The sequence below is a fragment of the Pseudomonas sp. ASL4 genome, assembly GCF_056680395.1.
The window spans coordinates 6,425,957-6,442,303 of the sequence record NZ_CM155280.1 but is presented as its reverse complement, the minus strand read 5'-3'; the positions used below and the strand labels follow the sequence as shown (position 1 = coordinate 6,442,303).

Genomic DNA, 16,347 nt, shown 5'->3' with positions numbered 1-16,347 from the left:
TATGCCGTTGCGCTTGCAAAAGGGGCTAAACCCCAGCGTTTATGGCAAACTTCGCGCCTATAAACGCCGGCCCCGCAGTTTTGAGCCTTCACAGGCACACGCGGATCGGAATAAAGCGTTGCCAGGTTTGCTTCCCTGGACGGGAAAAGACCCTTTGTGTGTTGGTACGTCGGTGCCAACGCTTTCTGCCTGAACAGATTAGAGAAACGACCATGCATAATGTCGTCATCAGCGGCACCGGCCTGTACACCCCGGCCAACAGCATCTCCAACGAAGAGCTGGTGCAGTCTTTCAACGCTTACGTCGCGCAATTCAACGCCGACAACGCCGATGCCATCGCGCGCGGCGAGATCGAAGCGTTGACCGAGTCCAGTGCAGCGTTTATCGAAAAAGCGTCCGGCATCAAAAGCCGCTTTGTCATGGACAAGGACGGCATCCTGGACCCGCAACGCATGGCACCACGCCTGCCCGAGCGTTCCAACGACGAATGGTCGGTGCTCTGCCAGATGGCCATCGGCGCTGCCGAGCAAGCCTTGCAACGCGCCGGCAAGACCGCCGCGGACATCGACGGCGTGATCGTCGCCTGTTCCAACCTGCAACGCGCCTACCCGGCCATCGCCATCGAAGTCCAGGAAGCCCTGGGCATTCAAGGTTTCGGTTTCGACATGAACGTCGCGTGCTCCTCGGCGACCTTCGGCATCCAGGCCGCTACCAACAGCGTGCAACTGGGCCAGGCCCGGGCGATTCTGATGGTCAACCCGGAAGTCTGCACCGGCCACCTGAACTTCCGCGACCGTGACAGCCACTTCATCTTCGGCGACGCCGCCACCGCGGTGATCATCGAACGTGCCGACCTGGCGACCTCCCCGTACCAGTTCGACATTGTCAGCACCAAACTGCTGACCAAGTTCTCCAACAACATCCGCAACAACTTTGGCTTCCTCAACCGCGCGGCGGAAGAGGGCGTTGGCGCCCGGGACAAACTGTTCGTGCAGGAAGGCCGCAAGGTATTCCGCGATGTGTGCCCGATGGTTGCCGAGCTGATCGCCACGCACCTGGACGAGAACAAGCTGAATGTCGGTGACGTGAAGCGCTTCTGGCTGCACCAGGCCAACCTCAGCATGAACCACTTGATCGTCAAGAAACTGCTGGGCCGCGAAGCCAGCGAAGAAGAAGCACCGGTGATCCTCGACACCTACGCCAACACCAGCTCCGCCGGTTCCGTGATTGCGTTTCACAAGAACCAGGATGATCTGGCCAGCGGTTCACTGGCGGTGCTTAGCTCGTTTGGTGCCGGGTATTCGATTGGTAGTGTGATTCTGCGCAAGCGCTGAGTTAACGCTTAAAAAGATCGCAGCCTGCGGCATCTCCTACAGGGTCGGGTTTCAACGCAATATTGCGGTTGAGCCCGGTCGGCGTAGGAGCTGCCGCAGGCTGCGATCTTTTTTGTGGGCAGCGCTTTTGTGGCGAGGGAGCTTGCTCCCGCTCGGCTGCGAAGCAGTCGCACAGTCAGCGAGTGCGGTCTGTCAGGAGGAATGCGGTGGCCGGGTAGACCCCGACACTCCAAAAACAGGCACCCATTGATCCAGAGCGTTGTGGGCGGATGAAGGGTGTGGAAAGTATGGTGATAAGCGATACTCGCCAAGCTGTCACGCAAAGCAACAGTGAGAATGTCGATGCCGCTGCAACGTCTGGAAAGTCTGTCCGAAATCGCGCCGCAAACGTGGGACGCGCTGGTACCTGAAAATCAGCCGTTTCTGCGTCACGCTTTCCTCTGCGCCCTGGAAGACAGTGGCAGCGTCGGCCCGCATTCAGGCTGGCAGCCTGAGCATTTACTGCACATCGAAGGCGACCGCCTGATCGCTGCATTGCCCAGTTATCGCAAATGGCATTCCTATGGCGAGTACGTGTTCGACCACGCTTGGGCCGATGCCTGTGCGCGTGCCGGTATCGAGTATTACCCCAAGCTGTTGACCGCCGTGCCGTTCAGCCCGGTCAGCGGGCCGCGTTTGCTGGCGGCCAATGTCGAGGATGGCTTTGAGTTGCTGAAAAGCCTGCCGGGGTATCTGGAAATCGAAGAACTCTCCAGCGCGCACATCAACTTCACCGATCCATTTACTGACGCAGCATTGGCCGAACAACCCGGCTGGTTGCAGCGCATCGGCTGTCAGTATCACTGGCAGAACCGCGGTTATCGGGACTTCCAGGATTTTCTCGACGCGCTCAGTTCGCGCAAGCGCAAACAGATGCGCAAGGAACGCGAGCAAGTGGCCGGGCAGGGCATTGAGTTCGAATGGCTTGAGGGTGCGCAACTGACCCAGGCGCAGTGGGATTTCGTCTACGCCTGCTATGCCAATACCTACGCGGTGCGTCGACAAACGCCGTACCTGACGCGGGAGTTCTTCAGCCTGTTGGCCGAGCGCATGCCGGAGTCGATTCGCGTGGTGCTGGCCAAACAAGGCTCACGGCCGGTGGCCATGGCGTTCAGCCTGGTGGGTGGCGACAGTTTCTACGGCCGTTACTGGGGTTGCCTGGCGGAGTACGACCGTTTGCATTTCGAAACCTGTTTCTATCAGGGCATGGATTACGCCATTGCCAATGGTTTCCAGCGTTTTGACGCCGGGGCGCAGGGTGAGCACAAGTTGATTCGTGGGTTCGAACCGGTGATCACCCATTCCTGGCATTACCTGCGTCATCCCGGTTTGAAAGCAGCCGTCAAAGACTTTTTGCAGCAAGAACGTGTCGGGGTCCTGGCGTATGCCGAGGAAGCGAGGACCGCCTTGCCTTATCGGCAAGCCTGATCCTCGCCACGGGCCTCAGGTGCCTTCCTTGCCGCTGGCGATGTAGTAGAGCAATGTCGCCGCGATGATCCCGCCAATCACTTGGGCGACGATGTAGGCGGGCAGTTCACGGGTGGGGAATCGACCACCGACGAACAACCCGACCGAGACGGCTCATCTCCAGAACCTTGGCTGAGTACGGCAGGGTTTTTGCGGAAATCCAGCAGGCCATAAAAAACCGCCAAGGCCCGTGGTTAGCGGGTTGTGGCGGTTTTTTTGGTTTTTTGGAAAGGGCGGCTGGCACCAGGATCGCAGCCTTCGGCAGCTCCTGCATTGGATCGGCGTACACCTGTAGGAGCTGCCGAAGGCTGCGATCTTTTGATCTTCAGGTCTCAATCAATCCCGACAAACCCACCCGTCTGGTGCTGCCACAACCGCGCATACAACCCGCCATGGGCCAGCAGTTCAGCGTGGGTGCCGGTTTCGGCGATCTTGCCGTTTTCCAGCACTACCAGCCGATCCATCCGGGCGATGGTCGAGAGGCGGTGGGCGATGGCGATCACGGTTTTGCCCTGCATCAGGGTTTCCAGGCTTTCCTGGATCGCTGCTTCGACTTCCGAGTCCAGCGCCGAGGTGGCCTCGTCCATGATCAGGATCGGCGCGTCCTTGAGCAACACCCGGGCGATAGCGATCCGCTGACGCTGGCCGCCGGAAAGTTTCACCCCACGCTCACCGACATGCGCATCGAAGCCGGTGCGGCCTTCGGCGTCCGAGAGCAACGGGATGAACTCGTCAGCCCGGGCCTTGTGCGCCACTTCCCAGAGTTCGGCGTCGGTGGCGTCGGGCCTGCCGTAAAGCAGGTTGTCGCGAATCGAGCGGTGCAGCAGCGAGGTGTCCTGGGTGATCATGCCGATGCGTTCGCGCAGGCTTTCCTGGCCGACCTCGGCGATGTTCTGGCCATCGATGAGGATTCGCCCGCCCTGCACGTCATAGAGGCGTAGCAACAGGTTCACCAGGGTCGATTTACCGGCACCGGACGGCCCGATCAAGCCGATTTTCTCACCGGGTTTGATCGTCAGGTTAAGGCCGCCGATGATCCCGCTCTTCTTGCCGTAGTGGAAATCCACCTGCTCGAAACGCACTTCGCCACTCGCCACGGCCAGCGGTTTGGCCTGCTCGCGGTCGGTGACGCTGACCGGTTGGGCGATGGTCCGCAAACCGTCCTGGACCATGCCGATGTTTTCGAAGATGCCGGTGACTACCCACATGATCCAGCCGGACATGTTGACGATGCGGATCACCAGGCCTGTGGCCAGGGCAATCGCGCCGACCGAGATCAGTGACTGAGACCACAACCACAGGGCCAGGCCGGTGGTGGCGACGATCAGCAGGCCGTTCATGCTGGTGATGGCCACGTCCATGCTGGTGACCACACGGCCGGCCAACTGGGCTTTTTCGGTTTGCTCCTTGATGGCCTCCTTGGCGTACTGCTGTTCAAAATTGGTGTGGGCGAACAGCTTCAGGGTGGTGATGTTGGTGTAGCCGTCGACGATCCGCCCCATGAGTTTTGAGCGCGCATCGGAAGACTGCACCGAGCGATCCTTGACCCGTGGCACGAAGTAATAAAGTGCACCAATGAAGCCTGCGATCCAAGTGATCAGCGGGATCATCAGGCGCCAGTCGGCTTCGGCAAACAGCACCAGCGCGCTGATGGCGTAGATCAGCACATGCCACAAGGCGTCCACGGCTTGCACGGCGGAGTCGCGCAGGGCGTTGCCGGTTTGCATGATGCGCTGGGCGATGCGCCCGGCGAAGTCGTTCTGGAAGAAATTCAGGCTCTGTTTGAGCACGTAGCGGTGGTTCTGCCAGAGAATCAGGCTGGTCATGCCCGGCGTCAGGGTTTGATGCACCAGCAGGTCGTGCAGGCCGAAGAAAATCGGGCGCAGGATCAAGGTGACCACCACCATCCAGGTCAGTTCGAGCGCGTGGTCCTGGAAGAAGTTGGGGTTCGGCGTGCCTTGGGCCAGGTCGATGATGCGGCTCAGGTAGTTGAACAGCGCCACTTCGATCAACGAGGCGAACAGGCCGACGACCAGCAGGGCGGCGAAACTCGGCCAGACCTGCTTCAAGTAATAGGTGTAGAAGGGGAGAACCCGATCCGGCGGAGCCGCCGTCGGTGCATCGCGGAAGATGTCGATCAGTCTTTCAAAACGGCGATAAAGCATTGGTTCTCCGCCCGCGCTGGGGCTCTCCTTTGAACAGTGTGAGCGGTGCCGCAAAGCGACAGCCGCTCAAAACATCCAATGAAGCTTAGTTGATGACTTTGGCCGACTTGATGAACACTGGATCGGCCGGCACATCTTTCATGCCGCTTTTGGTGGTGGTTGGCGAGTTGACGATGACGTCCACCACATCCATGCCTTTGACCACTTTGCCGAATACGGCATAGCCGTCGCCGCTGTCGAGGAAGTCGTTGTCTTTGACGTTGACGAAGAATTGGCTGGTGGCCGAATCCGGATCGGAAGTGCGGGCCATGGACAGCGTGCCACGGACGTTATGCAAACCGTTCTTGGACTCGTTCTTGATCGGCGCCTTGGTGTCTTTTTGCGTCATCTGTTGAGTAAAACCGCCGCCCTGAACCATGAAGCCCGGGATCACGCGGTGGAAAATCGTGTTGTTGTAGAAGCCGCTGTTGACGTAATCCAGAAAGTTCTTGGTACTGATCGGCGCCTTGACCGGGTCCAGTTCGATTTCGATGGTGCCGTTGGTGGTGACCAACTCAACGTGTGGCGCCTTGGCAGGCGTTGCAGCCATCAGGTTGGCGGCAAACAGTACGGAGCCGGCGACGAGGGCGATTTTTTTCAACATGGGTCAGTGATCCTGAGTAGTGGTGTCGACTGCGGTGAGAAACTCGAGCAGGGTTTGGTTAAAACGTTCGGGTTGATCCAGCGGGGTGGCGTGGCGCGAATCGGCGATCACCACCAGCCGCGCATCGGGCAGCAGTTTTACATAGGTTTCTTTCAGCGCTACCGGCGTGTAGTCACGGTCGGCGCTGACGATCAGGGTTGGACAGGTCACATTGGAAAGTCGTTCCTGAACCCCCCAGCCAACGATGGCATCGAAGCTGGCGAGATAAGCATGTTTGTCGTTTTTTGCCCAGCGCTCGGCCATTTTTTGTCGCAAATCGGCCTGTTCCGGTTTGGGGAACAGCTTGCTACCCAAGGCCTTGCCGATGGTGCCGAGGCTAAGCGCGCGCATCAGGCTCCAGCGTTTGAACCACTGCCAGTAATCGTCGCGGCTGCGCAGTTTGACCTCGGGTGCGCTGTTGACGATGCACAGGCTCTTGAGCAGTTGCGGCTGATCCGTGGCCAGTTGAAAACCGATCATGCCGCCCATGGACAGGCCCACGTAATGGGTCGGCCCGAGGTTCAGGTGTTGCATCAGTGCGATCAGGTCGGCGCTGAAGCCGGCGATGCTATAGCGCTCGCGAGGTTTGTCCGAGCGACCGTGGCCGCGCACATCCGGGACGATCACCCGGTAGTGGGCGGATAACGCCGGGATCTGCATTTCCCAGTCCAGAGTGCTGGAACCCAGCCCGTGGACCAATAGCAGCGCAGTGCCATGGCCGTATTCCTCATAGTGCAGGTTGCAACCTTCATGTTCGAAATAGGCCATGCAAAAACTCCGTGTCAGGCTTGTTCTGGGGCGGCGAAGGGCGCATCCAGCGGCGCGGTGTCGAAGGTGCGCAGCAATTCTATGAGGATCTGCGTCGCCGGGCCCAAGGGTTTGTCCTTGTTCGAGTACAGATAAAAGCTCGGGTTGCGGCTGCCGCCCTGGTCCAACGGTAGCAGCTTGAGCGTACCTTCCTTCAATTCCCGTTCGATCATGTGCCGAGGCAACCAGGCAAAACCCAGCCCGCTGCCGACGAACGTGGCGGCCGTGGCCAGGCTGCCGACGGTCCAGCGCTGTTCGGCACCGAGCCAGCCAACGTCCCGTGGCTGCTGGCGGCCGGAGTCGCGGATGACCACTTGCATCTGGGTTTCCAGGTCCTGGAAGTTGATTTCGCGGTTTAGGCGATGCAGCGGGTGTTCGGGGTGAGCGACGGCGACAAATTCCACGTCACTCAATTCGGCGCCCAGGTAACCGGGAATGCTGAGACCGGTGATGGCCAGGTCGGCCACGCCTTCGAGCAGGACTTCTTCCACACCCGACAATACTTCTTCACGCAAGCGCACCCGGCAGCCACGGCTTTGCGGCATGAACGCGGTCAAGGCGCGGACGAGGCGGGCGCTCGGGTAAGCGGCATCGACCACCAGCCGCACTTCCGCTTCCCAGCCTTGCTCCATGTGGTGGGCCAGGTCTTCCAGTTGGCTGGCCTGTTTCACCAATTGCCGCGAACGGCGCAGCAACACGCCGCCGGCTTCGGTGAGCACTGCTTTACGGCCGTCGATACGTAAAAGCGGCACACCGAGCTGGTCCTGCATGCGTGCCACGGTGTAGCTCACCGAGGATTGCGAGCGGTGCAGCGCTTCGGCGGCCTGGGCGAAACCGCCGTGGTCGACCACGGCCTGCAACGTTCGCCATTGATCAAGGGTCACGCGGGGCGCTTTCATGATGAGCTCCTCTTGTCCTAAGCTGGCAGTCCTTATTGGAGACTGCCGAATGAAAAAATTCTGTTGTGTGGTATCGGGTTGTGCGCTGCTGGTGATGCTGCCGCTGACTGCGTTTGCCTATCCGATCGATGTTCAGAAAACGCTCAATGGCTTGAGCATCGACTACAACTCCTATGACACGGATAGCGACATGGCCTCCATTCAGGTGAACAACTTCGGCACCACCGACGCAATCTGTAAGGTGGTTTTCAACAATGGCCCGGAAGCGCCGCGAACCCGCAATATCGATGTGCCTGCCGGCAAGCACACCAACGCTACCGCCAAGTTCACCCGGACCATTATCAAGATGCGAATCGATCTGACCTGCACCCAAAAATGACGTCCTGCGGAGCAGGCCCACTGGGCATGCTCCGCTTATAAACGAATTTATCGATGCTTTATAGCAGTTATTTGCGCTTTTTCATCGATATGACTCTGTTTAATCTCCACTCCATCGACTTACAGTATTCTCAGATGGAGGCTACATCCCATGTCCCGCGTTCTGATCATCGAAAGCAGCGCCCGTCAGCAAGACTCGGTTTCCCGTCAGTTGACCCAGACCTTCATCAGCCAATGGAAAGCTACACACCCGGCCGATCAGATCACCGTTCGTGACCTGGCCGTTAATCCAGTGCCGCATCTGGACATCAACTTGCTGGGCGGCTGGATGAAACCTGCCGAACAACGCAACGACATCGAACAGGCGTCCCTGGATCGCTCCAACCAGTTGACCGACGAATTGCTGGCCGCCGACGTGCTGGTCATGGCTGCGCCGATGTACAACTTTGCGATCCCGAGCACCCTTAAAGCCTGGCTCGACCACGTGCTGCGTGCCGGCGTGACCTTCAAGTACACCGACACCGGCCCGCAAGGTCTGCTCACCGGCAAACGTGCCTACGTGCTGACTGCTCGCGGCGGGATCTACGCTGGCGGCCCGGCGGATCACCAGGAACCGTACCTGCGTCAGGTCATGGGCTTCATCGGTATCCACGACGTGACCTTCATTCACGCCGAAGGCATGAACCTGGGCGGCGACTTCCAGGAGAAGGGCCTGAACCAGGCCAACGCCAAGCTTTCCCAGGTCGCCTGATCCGTTAATCGCCAGATAATCGCTGGATGGTCTAGTGACCTGGCGCAACCCTTCAAGCCTGTACGCGCATCGACCTCCCTTTGCACTTGTTGCTCCTGAGTGTGTAGCCCGATTGAACGCTTTAGCGAGATCGGGCTTTTTTTTGTCTGGGATTTGATGAGTTGGCACACGACCCCTGTGGGAGCGGGCTTGCTCGCGAAAACGGTGTGTCATTCACCATTGATGTTGACTGACACGGCCCCTTCGCGAGCAAGCCCGCTCCCACAGTGGATTTGTGTGTGGTCTGACGATTCGCGGTGAAGAGTAAAACCCGCTATCGTCGCCGCCATTCAAAACGAGGCGAGCATGGGCTATCTACTTTTTGTCACGCTGATCCAGGCGTTTTCCTTCAGCTTGATCGGCGAATACCTGGCCGGTCATGTCGACAGCTACTTTGCGGTGCTGGTGCGCGTGTTGCTGGCCGGGCTGGTGTTTATTCCGCTGACGCGCTGGCGTTCGGTCGAGCCTGCCTTCATGCGCGGCATGTTGCTGATCGGCGCGTTGCAGTTCGGCGTGACCTACGTCTGCCTGTACCTGAGCTTTCGGGTGCTGACGGTGCCGGAAGTGCTGCTGTTCACCATCCTCACGCCGCTGCACGTGACGTTGATCGAGGATGCGTTGAACCGGCGCTTCAATCCGTGGGCATTGGTCGCGGCATTGGTGGCGGTGCTGGGCGCGGCGGTGATTCGCTACGACCGGATCAACCCGGACTTCTTCATGGGTTTCCTGCTGCTGCAACTGGCCAACTTCACCTACGCCGCCGGGCAGGTGCTTTATAAGCATCTGGTGGCGCGTCACCCGAGTGATCTGCCGCATTACCGGCGCTTTGGTTACTTCTATCTCGGTGCATTGGCGGTGGCGTTGCCGGCGTTCCTGCTGTTCGGCAAACAGAACTTCCTGCCTGAAGCGCTGCTGCAATGGGGCGTGCTGGTGTTCCTCGGGCTGGTGTCGACGGCGCTGGGTTTGTACTGGTGGAACAAAGGTGCGTGCCTGGTCAATGGCGGGACGCTGGCGGTGATGAACAACCTGCATGTGCCAGTGGGGTTGCTGATCAATTTGTTGATCTGGAATCAACATGAAGAGTTGGGGCGGTTGTTCCTTGGCGGATCGGTAATTTTGATGGCGGTGTGGATTAGTCGGTTGGGCGTCAGACGAGAAGCTCTGCCCGCGCAGGAACGACAATGAAAGATCTGATCGCTACCATCGAGCAGGTCTACAAGCCCGCAGGCATGACGTTAACGCACGAGGCCCGACGCGAGGAAGAGAGTGCCGAGTACGGCGCCTGTCGCTTTGGCCTCGATGGCCAGACGATTGTCTTTCGCTTAGCGAAAACCACGCCGACCAAGATTGGCCAGTTCGTCACGCTGTGGAAACGGCCGACGCCGGCCAGCGAGATTGCACCGCTCGACGTCGGCGATGGCGTGGTCATTGTGGTGGTGAGTGTTGCTGATGCAACGCACTGCGGGCAGTTTGTGTTTGACCGGGAGGTATTGGCGGCCAAAGGGGTTATGTCGATTGGCGGTGAAGGCGGCAAGCGCGCGATTCGCGTCTATCCACCCTGGGTCAAACCCGTGGCCAAGCAGGCGATCAAGACGCAGCAATGGCAGCTCAAGTATTTCCTTGCGCTGGACCAGAGCGGTAATGCCGACGCCGTTGAAGTGCGCCGACTCTTCGGGCTGAACACAAAAAACCTGTAGGAGCTGCCGAAGGCAGCTACAGGGGGATTTTGGTGCTACATGACATGTTTTTCCGGCTCGGGAATATGGCTCGCGCCCAGCACCGCCGGCAGCAACCCGGACCGTAGATCCCCGCCACTCGGCTGCTGATACAAACTCAACCCAAACTCCGGCAGCACCGCCAGCAGATAATCGAAGATATCGCCCTGGATCCGCTCGTAATCGGCCCACGCGGTGGTGCGGGTGAAGCAGTAGATTTCCAGCGGGATGCCTTGGGCGGTGGTCTGCATCTGGCGGACCATGCAGGTCATGTTCGGCTGGATTTCCGGGTGGCTTTTCAGATACGCCAATGCATAGGCGCGGAAGGTCCCGATGTTGGTCATGCGCCGGCGGTTGGCTGACATTGCCGCGACGTTGCCCTGGGCTTCGTTCCAGGCCTTGAGTTCTGCCTGTTTGCGGCTGATGTAGTCGGTCAGCAGGTGCACCTGGGCCAGTTTCGCCTCTTCGTCATCGCGCACAAACCGCACGCCGCTGGCGTCGATGAACAGGCTGCGCTTGATCCGTCGTCCACCGGACTGCTGCATGCCGCGCCAGTTTTTGAACGATTCGGACATCAGGCGCCAGGTCGGGATCGACACAATTGTCTTGTCGAAATTCTGCACCTTGACCGTGTGCAGCGTGATATCGACCACATCACCGTCAGCGCCGACTTGCGGCATTTCGATCCAGTCACCGACCCGCAGCATGTCGTTGCTGGTCAGTTGCACGCTGGCGACGAACGACAGCAGGGTGTCCTTGTAGACCAACAGAATCACCGCCGACATCGCACCCAGACCCGAGAGCAGCAACAGCGGCGAGCGGTCGATCAACGTGGCGACGATGATGATCGCGCCCAGCACGTACAAGACCATTTTCGTCAGTTGCACGTAGCCTTTGATTGAGCGGGTGCGGGCGTGTTCGGTGCGGGCGTAGATGTCCAGCAACGCACTGAGAAGGGCACTGGCCGCCAGCAGCAGGAACAGGATGGTGAAGGCGAGGGCGACGTTGCCGAGGAAGATCAGGCTGGTTTTGCTCAGTTCCGGCACCAAGTACAGGCCGAACTGGATCACCAGCGACGGCGTCATTTGCGCCAGCCGATGAAAGACCTTGTTGTGTCGTAGGTCGTTGATCCAGTGCAGCGCGGGTTGGCGGCCGAGCATTTTGGTCGCGTGAAGAATGAGGTAGCGCGCCACTCGTCCGAGGACCAATGCCACCACTAAAAGCAGGATCAGCGCCAGGCTGGAATGCAGGAGTGGGTGCTGGTCGAGGGCGCCCCAAAGGTCTTGGGCATTGAGCCAGAGCTGTTTCATATCCATGGGTAAAAACGATTCTTCTGTAGGTTGCGACGGGGCGATTAGAGCATTTAAGACGTTGCCGATGAGGTTTGGAGACAAATCAGGCAACAAAAAAGCCACTGTTTACTGTCGATTGCATAAAGAAACTCGGCCTCGGCGCTCGAAACCGTTACCCTATGCAGCTGTTTTTTTGTATTTCTTCGAGGTAGCACCCGTGTTTTCCCAATTCGCCCTGCACGAACGCCTGCTCAAAGCCGTGGCCGAGCTTAAATTTGTCGAGCCAACGCCAGTGCAAGCAGCGGCTATTCCGCTGGCGCTCCAAGGGCGTGACCTGCGGGTGACAGCGCAAACCGGTAGCGGCAAAACCGCTGCTTTCGTTTTGCCGATCCTCAACCGTCTGATCGGCCCGGCGAAAGTCCGCGTCAGCATCAAGACCCTGATCCTGCTGCCGACCCGTGAGTTGGCCCAGCAGACCATCAAGGAAGTCGAGCGCTTCGCCCAGTACACGTTCATCAAGTCCGGCCTGATCACTGGCGGTGAAGACTTCAAGGTCCAGGCCGCCATGCTGCGCAAGGTGCCGGACATCCTGATCGGTACGCCGGGCCGGATGATCGAGCAACTGAACGCCGGCAACCTCGATTTGAAAGAAGTCGAAGTGCTGGTGCTCGACGAAGCCGACCGCATGCTCGACATGGGTTTTGCCGAAGACGTGCAACGTCTGGTGGAAGAGTGCACCAACCGTCAGCAGACTATGCTGTTCTCCGCCACCACCGGTGGTTCAGGCCTGCGCGACATGGTCGCCAAGATCCTGAACAACCCTGAGCACTTGCAGCTCAACAACGTCAGCGACCTGAACGCGACCACGCGTCAGCAGATCATCACCGCTGACCACAACCAGCACAAAGAACAGATCGTGAACTGGCTGTTGGCCAACGAGACCTATCAGAAGGCCATCGTGTTCACCAACACCCGGGCCATGGCCGACCGTATCTACGGCCGCCTGGTGGCGCAGGAATACAAAGCGTTCGTGCTGCACGGTGAGAAGGACCAGAAGGATCGCAAACTGGCGATCGACCGCCTGAAGCAGGGCGGCGTGAAGATCCTGGTTGCCACCGACGTCGCCGCTCGCGGCCTCGACGTGGAAGGCCTGGACCTGGTGATCAACTTCGACATGCCGCGCAGCGGCGACGAATACGTTCACCGCATCGGTCGTACCGGGCGTGCCGGCAACGATGGCCTGGCCATCTCGCTGATCTGCCACGGCGACTGGAACCTGATGTCGAGCGTCGAGCGCTACCTCAAGCAGAGCTTCGAGCGCCGCACCATCAAGGAAGTCAAAGGCACCTACGGCGGACCGAAAAAGGTCAAGGCTTCGGGCAAAGCCGTTGGCGTGAAGAAGAAAAAAGTCGACGCCAAAGGCGACAAGAAGAAAACCGGCGCCAAGGCACCGACCAAGCGCAAGATCGCTAACCGTCCGAAGACCGACGCTCTGTCGCTGGTCAGCAAGGACGGCATGGCGCCGCTCAAGCGCCGCAAGCCGGAAGCGCCTGCTGCTGAATAACGCAGCGTAACGACCGACGCTCGTCAGTTGGCGAGTGCAAACCTGTGGCGAGGGAGCTTGCTCCCGCCGGGCTGCGCAGCGGCCCTAAAAAAGGGACTGCTGCGCAGTCCAACGGGAGCAAGCTCCCTCGCCACAGGTTCAGTGTTGCTTCAGGTTGACTGGTATTACCCGCAGCATTCCAATAAAAAACCCGGACAGTGTCCGGGTTTTTTTATGGCCAGCGTTTGTCAGCTCCCCAATAGCCCACTGGTGTCTGCATCAAAGCGTTGCTTGGCTTGATCAGCCGCTGGCTTGAGCCGGGCGAGCAGCTTGGCTTCGCTGTACAACTGAGTGACCGCCAGCTCCTTGGGCGTCGGCTCAATCGGGATCAGCACGTCTTCACTGTCGGCATGCAGCCAGATCGCGACCAGGTGAACTGCCGAAACAAACAGCACCCGCAGTTCAACGGTTTTACCCTGCAGTTGCGGCGATTGCTCTGCCAGTTTTAACGCAGCGACCGTGGCGGCCGCCATGGCCCCGTGGTTCAGCGAGGAGAACTCGACATGGCCGCGGACTTCCGCCAGTTGTGCATCGGCAATGGTCACGCCACCGGAAAACACCAGGTAATGCCAATCGCCAACCTTGGCGTCTTTCAGGCCTTTGCCTTGGGTCAGGTCCTCCAGGCTGAGCGAGTAGCCGCGGTAGGCTTCGCTGAGGCTAATCTTGCTGGCCGTCGCGCTGGCGAACTGGCGATTAACGCCGAAGCCTTGGGATTGCAGGGCGGCTTGAAGCGCCGGACGCAGTGTCTGCACGCCGTTGGAAGGCGCCTTTGGATAAGTCAGTTGCATGATGTGCCCTCCTAGTTTTTACGGGTGAAGTAAGTGTTGGTCCAGTTGCCGCCACCGTTGTACGAACCGGGGAATGCATTCAGCGCTCGGGTCGAGTAACCGTAGATGGAATCCGCGATCAGCAGGTAGTTGCCATTGGTGCCATAGATCGCCAGAAAGTGCGCACCGCCGCCGTACCAGGCACAACGCAAGCCGATCGGTCGGCCCATGTTGATCTGGTTTTCGATAGCCGACAGCTGCAGCGAACCTTGATTCATACCGTTGAAACTGCGCGTGATCGTCAGCGCTGAATCCAGATAGCCGTAAACGTTGCACGGCCCCGGTTGATTGCAGCAGTTGCGGTCCAGCGCAGCGGTGGCAACGCCGCATTGGGTCCAGGACCCGGTGCCGTAATAGTTGCCGACCGAGGCGGAAACGGCCGCCCAGCACCAGTTGGTCTGGGTTTGCTTCTGCATCGTGAAGTTGAGGCTGGCAGCGGCCGACGCCTTGAGCGGTGCAGCCGATTCGACGTCGGACAATTGCGGGTTAAGCAGATGACCGGTCAGGCACCTTGGCAGTGTCTCGCCGATGAATTGCGTTGCTTCAGTGGTTAACATTTTTTCAATCCTCCATGAGTGAAAACAAGCGTCCAGCTTGTGGGTGTGTAGCGGTGTTGCTGAGCGATCGGCGTGTGCGGTTTGCCCTGTTTGATGGCGGCTCCGATCTCGGGCTCGAGGTGACCTTAGGCCTGTATATGCGTTTATGCAAATAATTAAATGCACTAATGCAAATTCCAGTTCGAAAGATCGTGATCTTGATCTTGCCTGTTAACCCTCAGCCTTTTTGCCCGCCGCATCCAGTTCCTTCAAACGCTGATCGATCAACTGGCACTTGTCCGGCAGATCCGCGCTGGCCGTGCCCAAGTCCATCTTCTGCAACTCATCGTTGATCTCCTTGGCCTTCTTCGGATTCTGTTGCGTGAGCTTGGCCACTTCCTGGGCCAGTTGTTCGCGCTTGGCGGTGGCTTCCTCTGGCGTGCAAGCCCAAACGGGGAGGGCGCAGGCGAGGGTCGCGGCGAGGGTGAGTTTCAGCAGGGCTTTCATAGACTAGGCCTCAGTTCCGGTTAAGGCGGGTTATCCGGTTGAGGGTTCGAGGATGGGAAAAGTTCATTGATCGTAGCGGTCACCGCCACCGTTCCGCCTTCTTCAACAATCCGCAGCGCTCCCGCCAGGCCGATGCCACGGGTGCCGCCAGTAATCAAAATGCGTTTTCCGGTAAATCTGCCCATCCGTCGTCTTCCTGCTGTTTTGAACACAGATCCAGTATTGCGGCAGGGGATTGCTTTGATAATGCGTTAGTATCCGGACGACTTATTAAGGAACCCATACATAATGCGAGGCAGTGAATACGCCCAGCTTCGGGCCTTTGTCGCGGTGGTCGAGCACGGCAGTTTCGTGCGGGCGGCGGCTCATTTGGGCATGTCGGCGTCGGCGCTGAGCCAGACCATCCGGCAACTGGAGGAGCGTCTGGACGTGCGCCTGCTCAACCGCACCACCCGCAGCGTGTCGCCCAGCGATGCCGGCGCGCGGTTGCTGCTGCGGCTGCAACCGGCCCTCAACGAGGTGGACGCGGCCCTGGCCGGCGTTACGCAAACACCGGATACGCCGAGCGGGCGCCTGCGCATCAACGCGCCACGGGTCGCGGCCATTCATTACCTGGCGCCGCTGATCGGCCCGTTCCTGAACACCTACCCCGGCGTGAGCCTCGACATCGTTACCGACGAGCGTTTGGTGGATATGGTCGCTGGCGGTTTCGACGTAGGTATCCGGCTAGGAGAAAGCCTCGATCAGGACATGATCGCCGTGGAACTGAGTGGGCACCTGGAAATGATGGTCGTGGCGTCCCCGGCGTACATTGAGCAATTCGGCACGCCGCACACGCCTCACGATTTGAGCGAGCATCAGTGCCTGTCCTATCGCTGGCCCACCGACGGCAGCCTGTATCGCTGGGAGTTCGAGCGTGCAGGCGAACGGCTCGCGATCTCGGTCAACGGCCCGCTGGTGGTCACCGAGCCGGAAATGCTCACCCGCGTCGCGCTTGAAGGTGCGGGCATCGCGTATCTGTTTGAGCATCAGGTTCGAGAGCACATTAGCGCTGGCCGGTTGGTCCATCTGCTTCAGGACTGGACGCCAGCCTTTCCGGGTTTTTACCTGTACTACCCAAGTCAGCGGCAAATGGCCCCGGCGCTGCGGGCGTTTCTGGACTTTGTGAAGAAGCCTTTGCGGCCGGATTCCTGATACTTGCTATAGCGGTGCATCAGTCACCATCGAGTTTAAATGGTGGTCAGTCATCGCGAGCAGGCTTGCACACGGGGGATCACATTCCAGTGTGGGAGCGAGCCTGCTCGCG

General features: G+C 59.3%; 17 protein-coding genes and 1 pseudogene. 8 read left to right on the top strand and 10 right to left on the bottom strand.

Going from position 1 to position 16,347, the window contains the following annotated elements; translation table 11 throughout:
- Positions 1-212 precede the first annotated feature (212 nt).
- Both AC1MEW_RS29540 and AC1MEW_RS29535 read left to right on the top strand, forming a co-directional pair.
- Entirely contained in the window at positions 213-1,334 is a 1,122-nt protein-coding gene (locus AC1MEW_RS29540; protein ID WP_201201572.1) for a beta-ketoacyl-ACP synthase III, read from the top strand.
- 342 nt (positions 1,335-1,676) lie between these two features.
- Complete coding sequence (locus tag AC1MEW_RS29535) at positions 1,677-2,801, top strand: GNAT family N-acetyltransferase (RefSeq protein WP_201201578.1); 1,125 nt, start codon at positions 1,677-1,679, stop codon at positions 2,799-2,801.
- 21 nt (positions 2,802-2,822) lie between these two features.
- Here the strand turns inward: AC1MEW_RS29535 and AC1MEW_RS29530 are convergent.
- The 5 genes and pseudogenes from AC1MEW_RS29530 to AC1MEW_RS29510 form a co-directional block, all read right to left on the bottom strand.
- Positions 2,823-2,954, bottom strand: a pseudogene (locus AC1MEW_RS29530) (aquaporin); the annotation flags it as partial.
- A gap of 218 nt (positions 2,955-3,172) precedes the next feature.
- Positions 3,173-5,005, bottom strand: coding sequence for an ABC transporter ATP-binding protein (locus AC1MEW_RS29525; protein ID WP_480424558.1), 1,833 nt, complete (start codon positions 5,003-5,005; stop codon positions 3,173-3,175).
- Positions 5,006-5,090: 85 nt separating this feature from the next.
- On the bottom strand, positions 5,091-5,648 hold the full coding sequence (locus tag AC1MEW_RS29520; protein WP_201201583.1) for a peptidylprolyl isomerase: 558 nt from the start codon (positions 5,646-5,648) through the stop codon (positions 5,091-5,093).
- 3 nt (positions 5,649-5,651) lie between these two features.
- Positions 5,652-6,455, bottom strand: coding sequence for an alpha/beta fold hydrolase (locus AC1MEW_RS29515; RefSeq protein ID WP_480424556.1), 804 nt, complete (start codon positions 6,453-6,455; stop codon positions 5,652-5,654).
- A 14-nt stretch (positions 6,456-6,469) separates the two neighbouring features.
- Entirely contained in the window at positions 6,470-7,393 is a 924-nt protein-coding gene (locus tag AC1MEW_RS29510; protein ID WP_201195155.1) for a PA3225 family LysR-type transcriptional regulator, read from the bottom strand.
- Positions 7,394-7,442: 49 nt separating this feature from the next.
- Between AC1MEW_RS29510 and AC1MEW_RS29505 the strand changes: the two genes are divergently transcribed.
- From AC1MEW_RS29505 to AC1MEW_RS29490, 4 genes are all read left to right on the top strand, one after another.
- Positions 7,443-7,772, top strand: a complete 330-nt coding sequence (locus tag AC1MEW_RS29505) for a 3-phosphoglycerate kinase (RefSeq protein ID WP_480424554.1) — start codon at positions 7,443-7,445, stop codon at positions 7,770-7,772.
- 150 nt (positions 7,773-7,922) lie between these two features.
- Entirely contained in the window at positions 7,923-8,522 is a 600-nt protein-coding gene (locus AC1MEW_RS29500; protein WP_201201588.1) for an FMN-dependent NADH-azoreductase, read from the top strand.
- A 345-nt stretch (positions 8,523-8,867) separates the two neighbouring features.
- Positions 8,868-9,746 (top strand): carboxylate/amino acid/amine transporter, encoded by an 879-nt coding sequence (locus tag AC1MEW_RS29495; RefSeq protein WP_201255733.1) that lies wholly within the window; start codon positions 8,868-8,870, stop codon positions 9,744-9,746.
- Complete coding sequence (locus AC1MEW_RS29490) at positions 9,743-10,258, top strand: MepB family protein (protein WP_480424552.1); 516 nt, start codon at positions 9,743-9,745, stop codon at positions 10,256-10,258. Before AC1MEW_RS29495 ends, AC1MEW_RS29490 begins: the two co-directional genes overlap by 4 nt.
- Positions 10,259-10,293: 35 nt before the next feature.
- Here AC1MEW_RS29490 and AC1MEW_RS29485 read toward each other — a convergent pair whose 3' ends face one another.
- The gene (locus tag AC1MEW_RS29485; RefSeq protein ID WP_480424550.1) at positions 10,294-11,592 is read right to left on the bottom strand and encodes a mechanosensitive ion channel family protein; all 1,299 of its coding nucleotides are present in this window, start codon (positions 11,590-11,592) and stop codon (positions 10,294-10,296) included.
- A 193-nt stretch (positions 11,593-11,785) separates the two neighbouring features.
- Here AC1MEW_RS29485 and AC1MEW_RS29480 point away from each other — a divergent pair, with 193 nt between their 5' ends.
- Positions 11,786-13,132, top strand: a complete 1,347-nt coding sequence (locus AC1MEW_RS29480) for a DEAD/DEAH box helicase (RefSeq protein ID WP_480424549.1) — start codon at positions 11,786-11,788, stop codon at positions 13,130-13,132.
- Between the two features lie 227 nt (positions 13,133-13,359).
- Here AC1MEW_RS29480 and AC1MEW_RS29475 read toward each other — a convergent pair whose 3' ends face one another.
- The 4 genes from AC1MEW_RS29475 to AC1MEW_RS29460 all read right to left on the bottom strand — a co-directional run bounded on the left by AC1MEW_RS29475 (position 13,360) and on the right by AC1MEW_RS29460 (position 15,226).
- Positions 13,360-13,959 carry a hypothetical protein gene (locus AC1MEW_RS29475; RefSeq protein WP_201201596.1) on the bottom strand — a complete coding sequence of 200 codons (600 nt, stop codon included), beginning with the start codon at positions 13,957-13,959 and terminating at the stop codon, positions 13,360-13,362.
- Positions 13,960-13,970: 11 nt separating this feature from the next.
- Positions 13,971-14,555: a papain-like cysteine protease family protein gene (locus AC1MEW_RS29470; RefSeq protein WP_480424548.1), complete on the bottom strand. Its 585-nt coding sequence runs from the start codon at positions 14,553-14,555 to the stop codon at positions 13,971-13,973.
- A 210-nt stretch (positions 14,556-14,765) separates the two neighbouring features.
- Positions 14,766-15,041: a hypothetical protein gene (locus AC1MEW_RS29465; RefSeq protein WP_201201600.1), complete on the bottom strand. Its 276-nt coding sequence runs from the start codon at positions 15,039-15,041 to the stop codon at positions 14,766-14,768.
- A gap of 20 nt (positions 15,042-15,061) precedes the next feature.
- Positions 15,062-15,226, bottom strand: a complete 165-nt coding sequence (locus AC1MEW_RS29460; RefSeq protein ID WP_201255730.1) for a hypothetical protein — start codon at positions 15,224-15,226, stop codon at positions 15,062-15,064.
- A 103-nt stretch (positions 15,227-15,329) separates the two neighbouring features.
- Between AC1MEW_RS29460 and AC1MEW_RS29455 the strand changes: the two genes are divergently transcribed.
- Positions 15,330-16,235, top strand: a complete 906-nt coding sequence (locus tag AC1MEW_RS29455; protein WP_480424545.1) for a LysR family transcriptional regulator — start codon at positions 15,330-15,332, stop codon at positions 16,233-16,235.
- Positions 16,236-16,347: the final 112 nt, after the last annotated feature.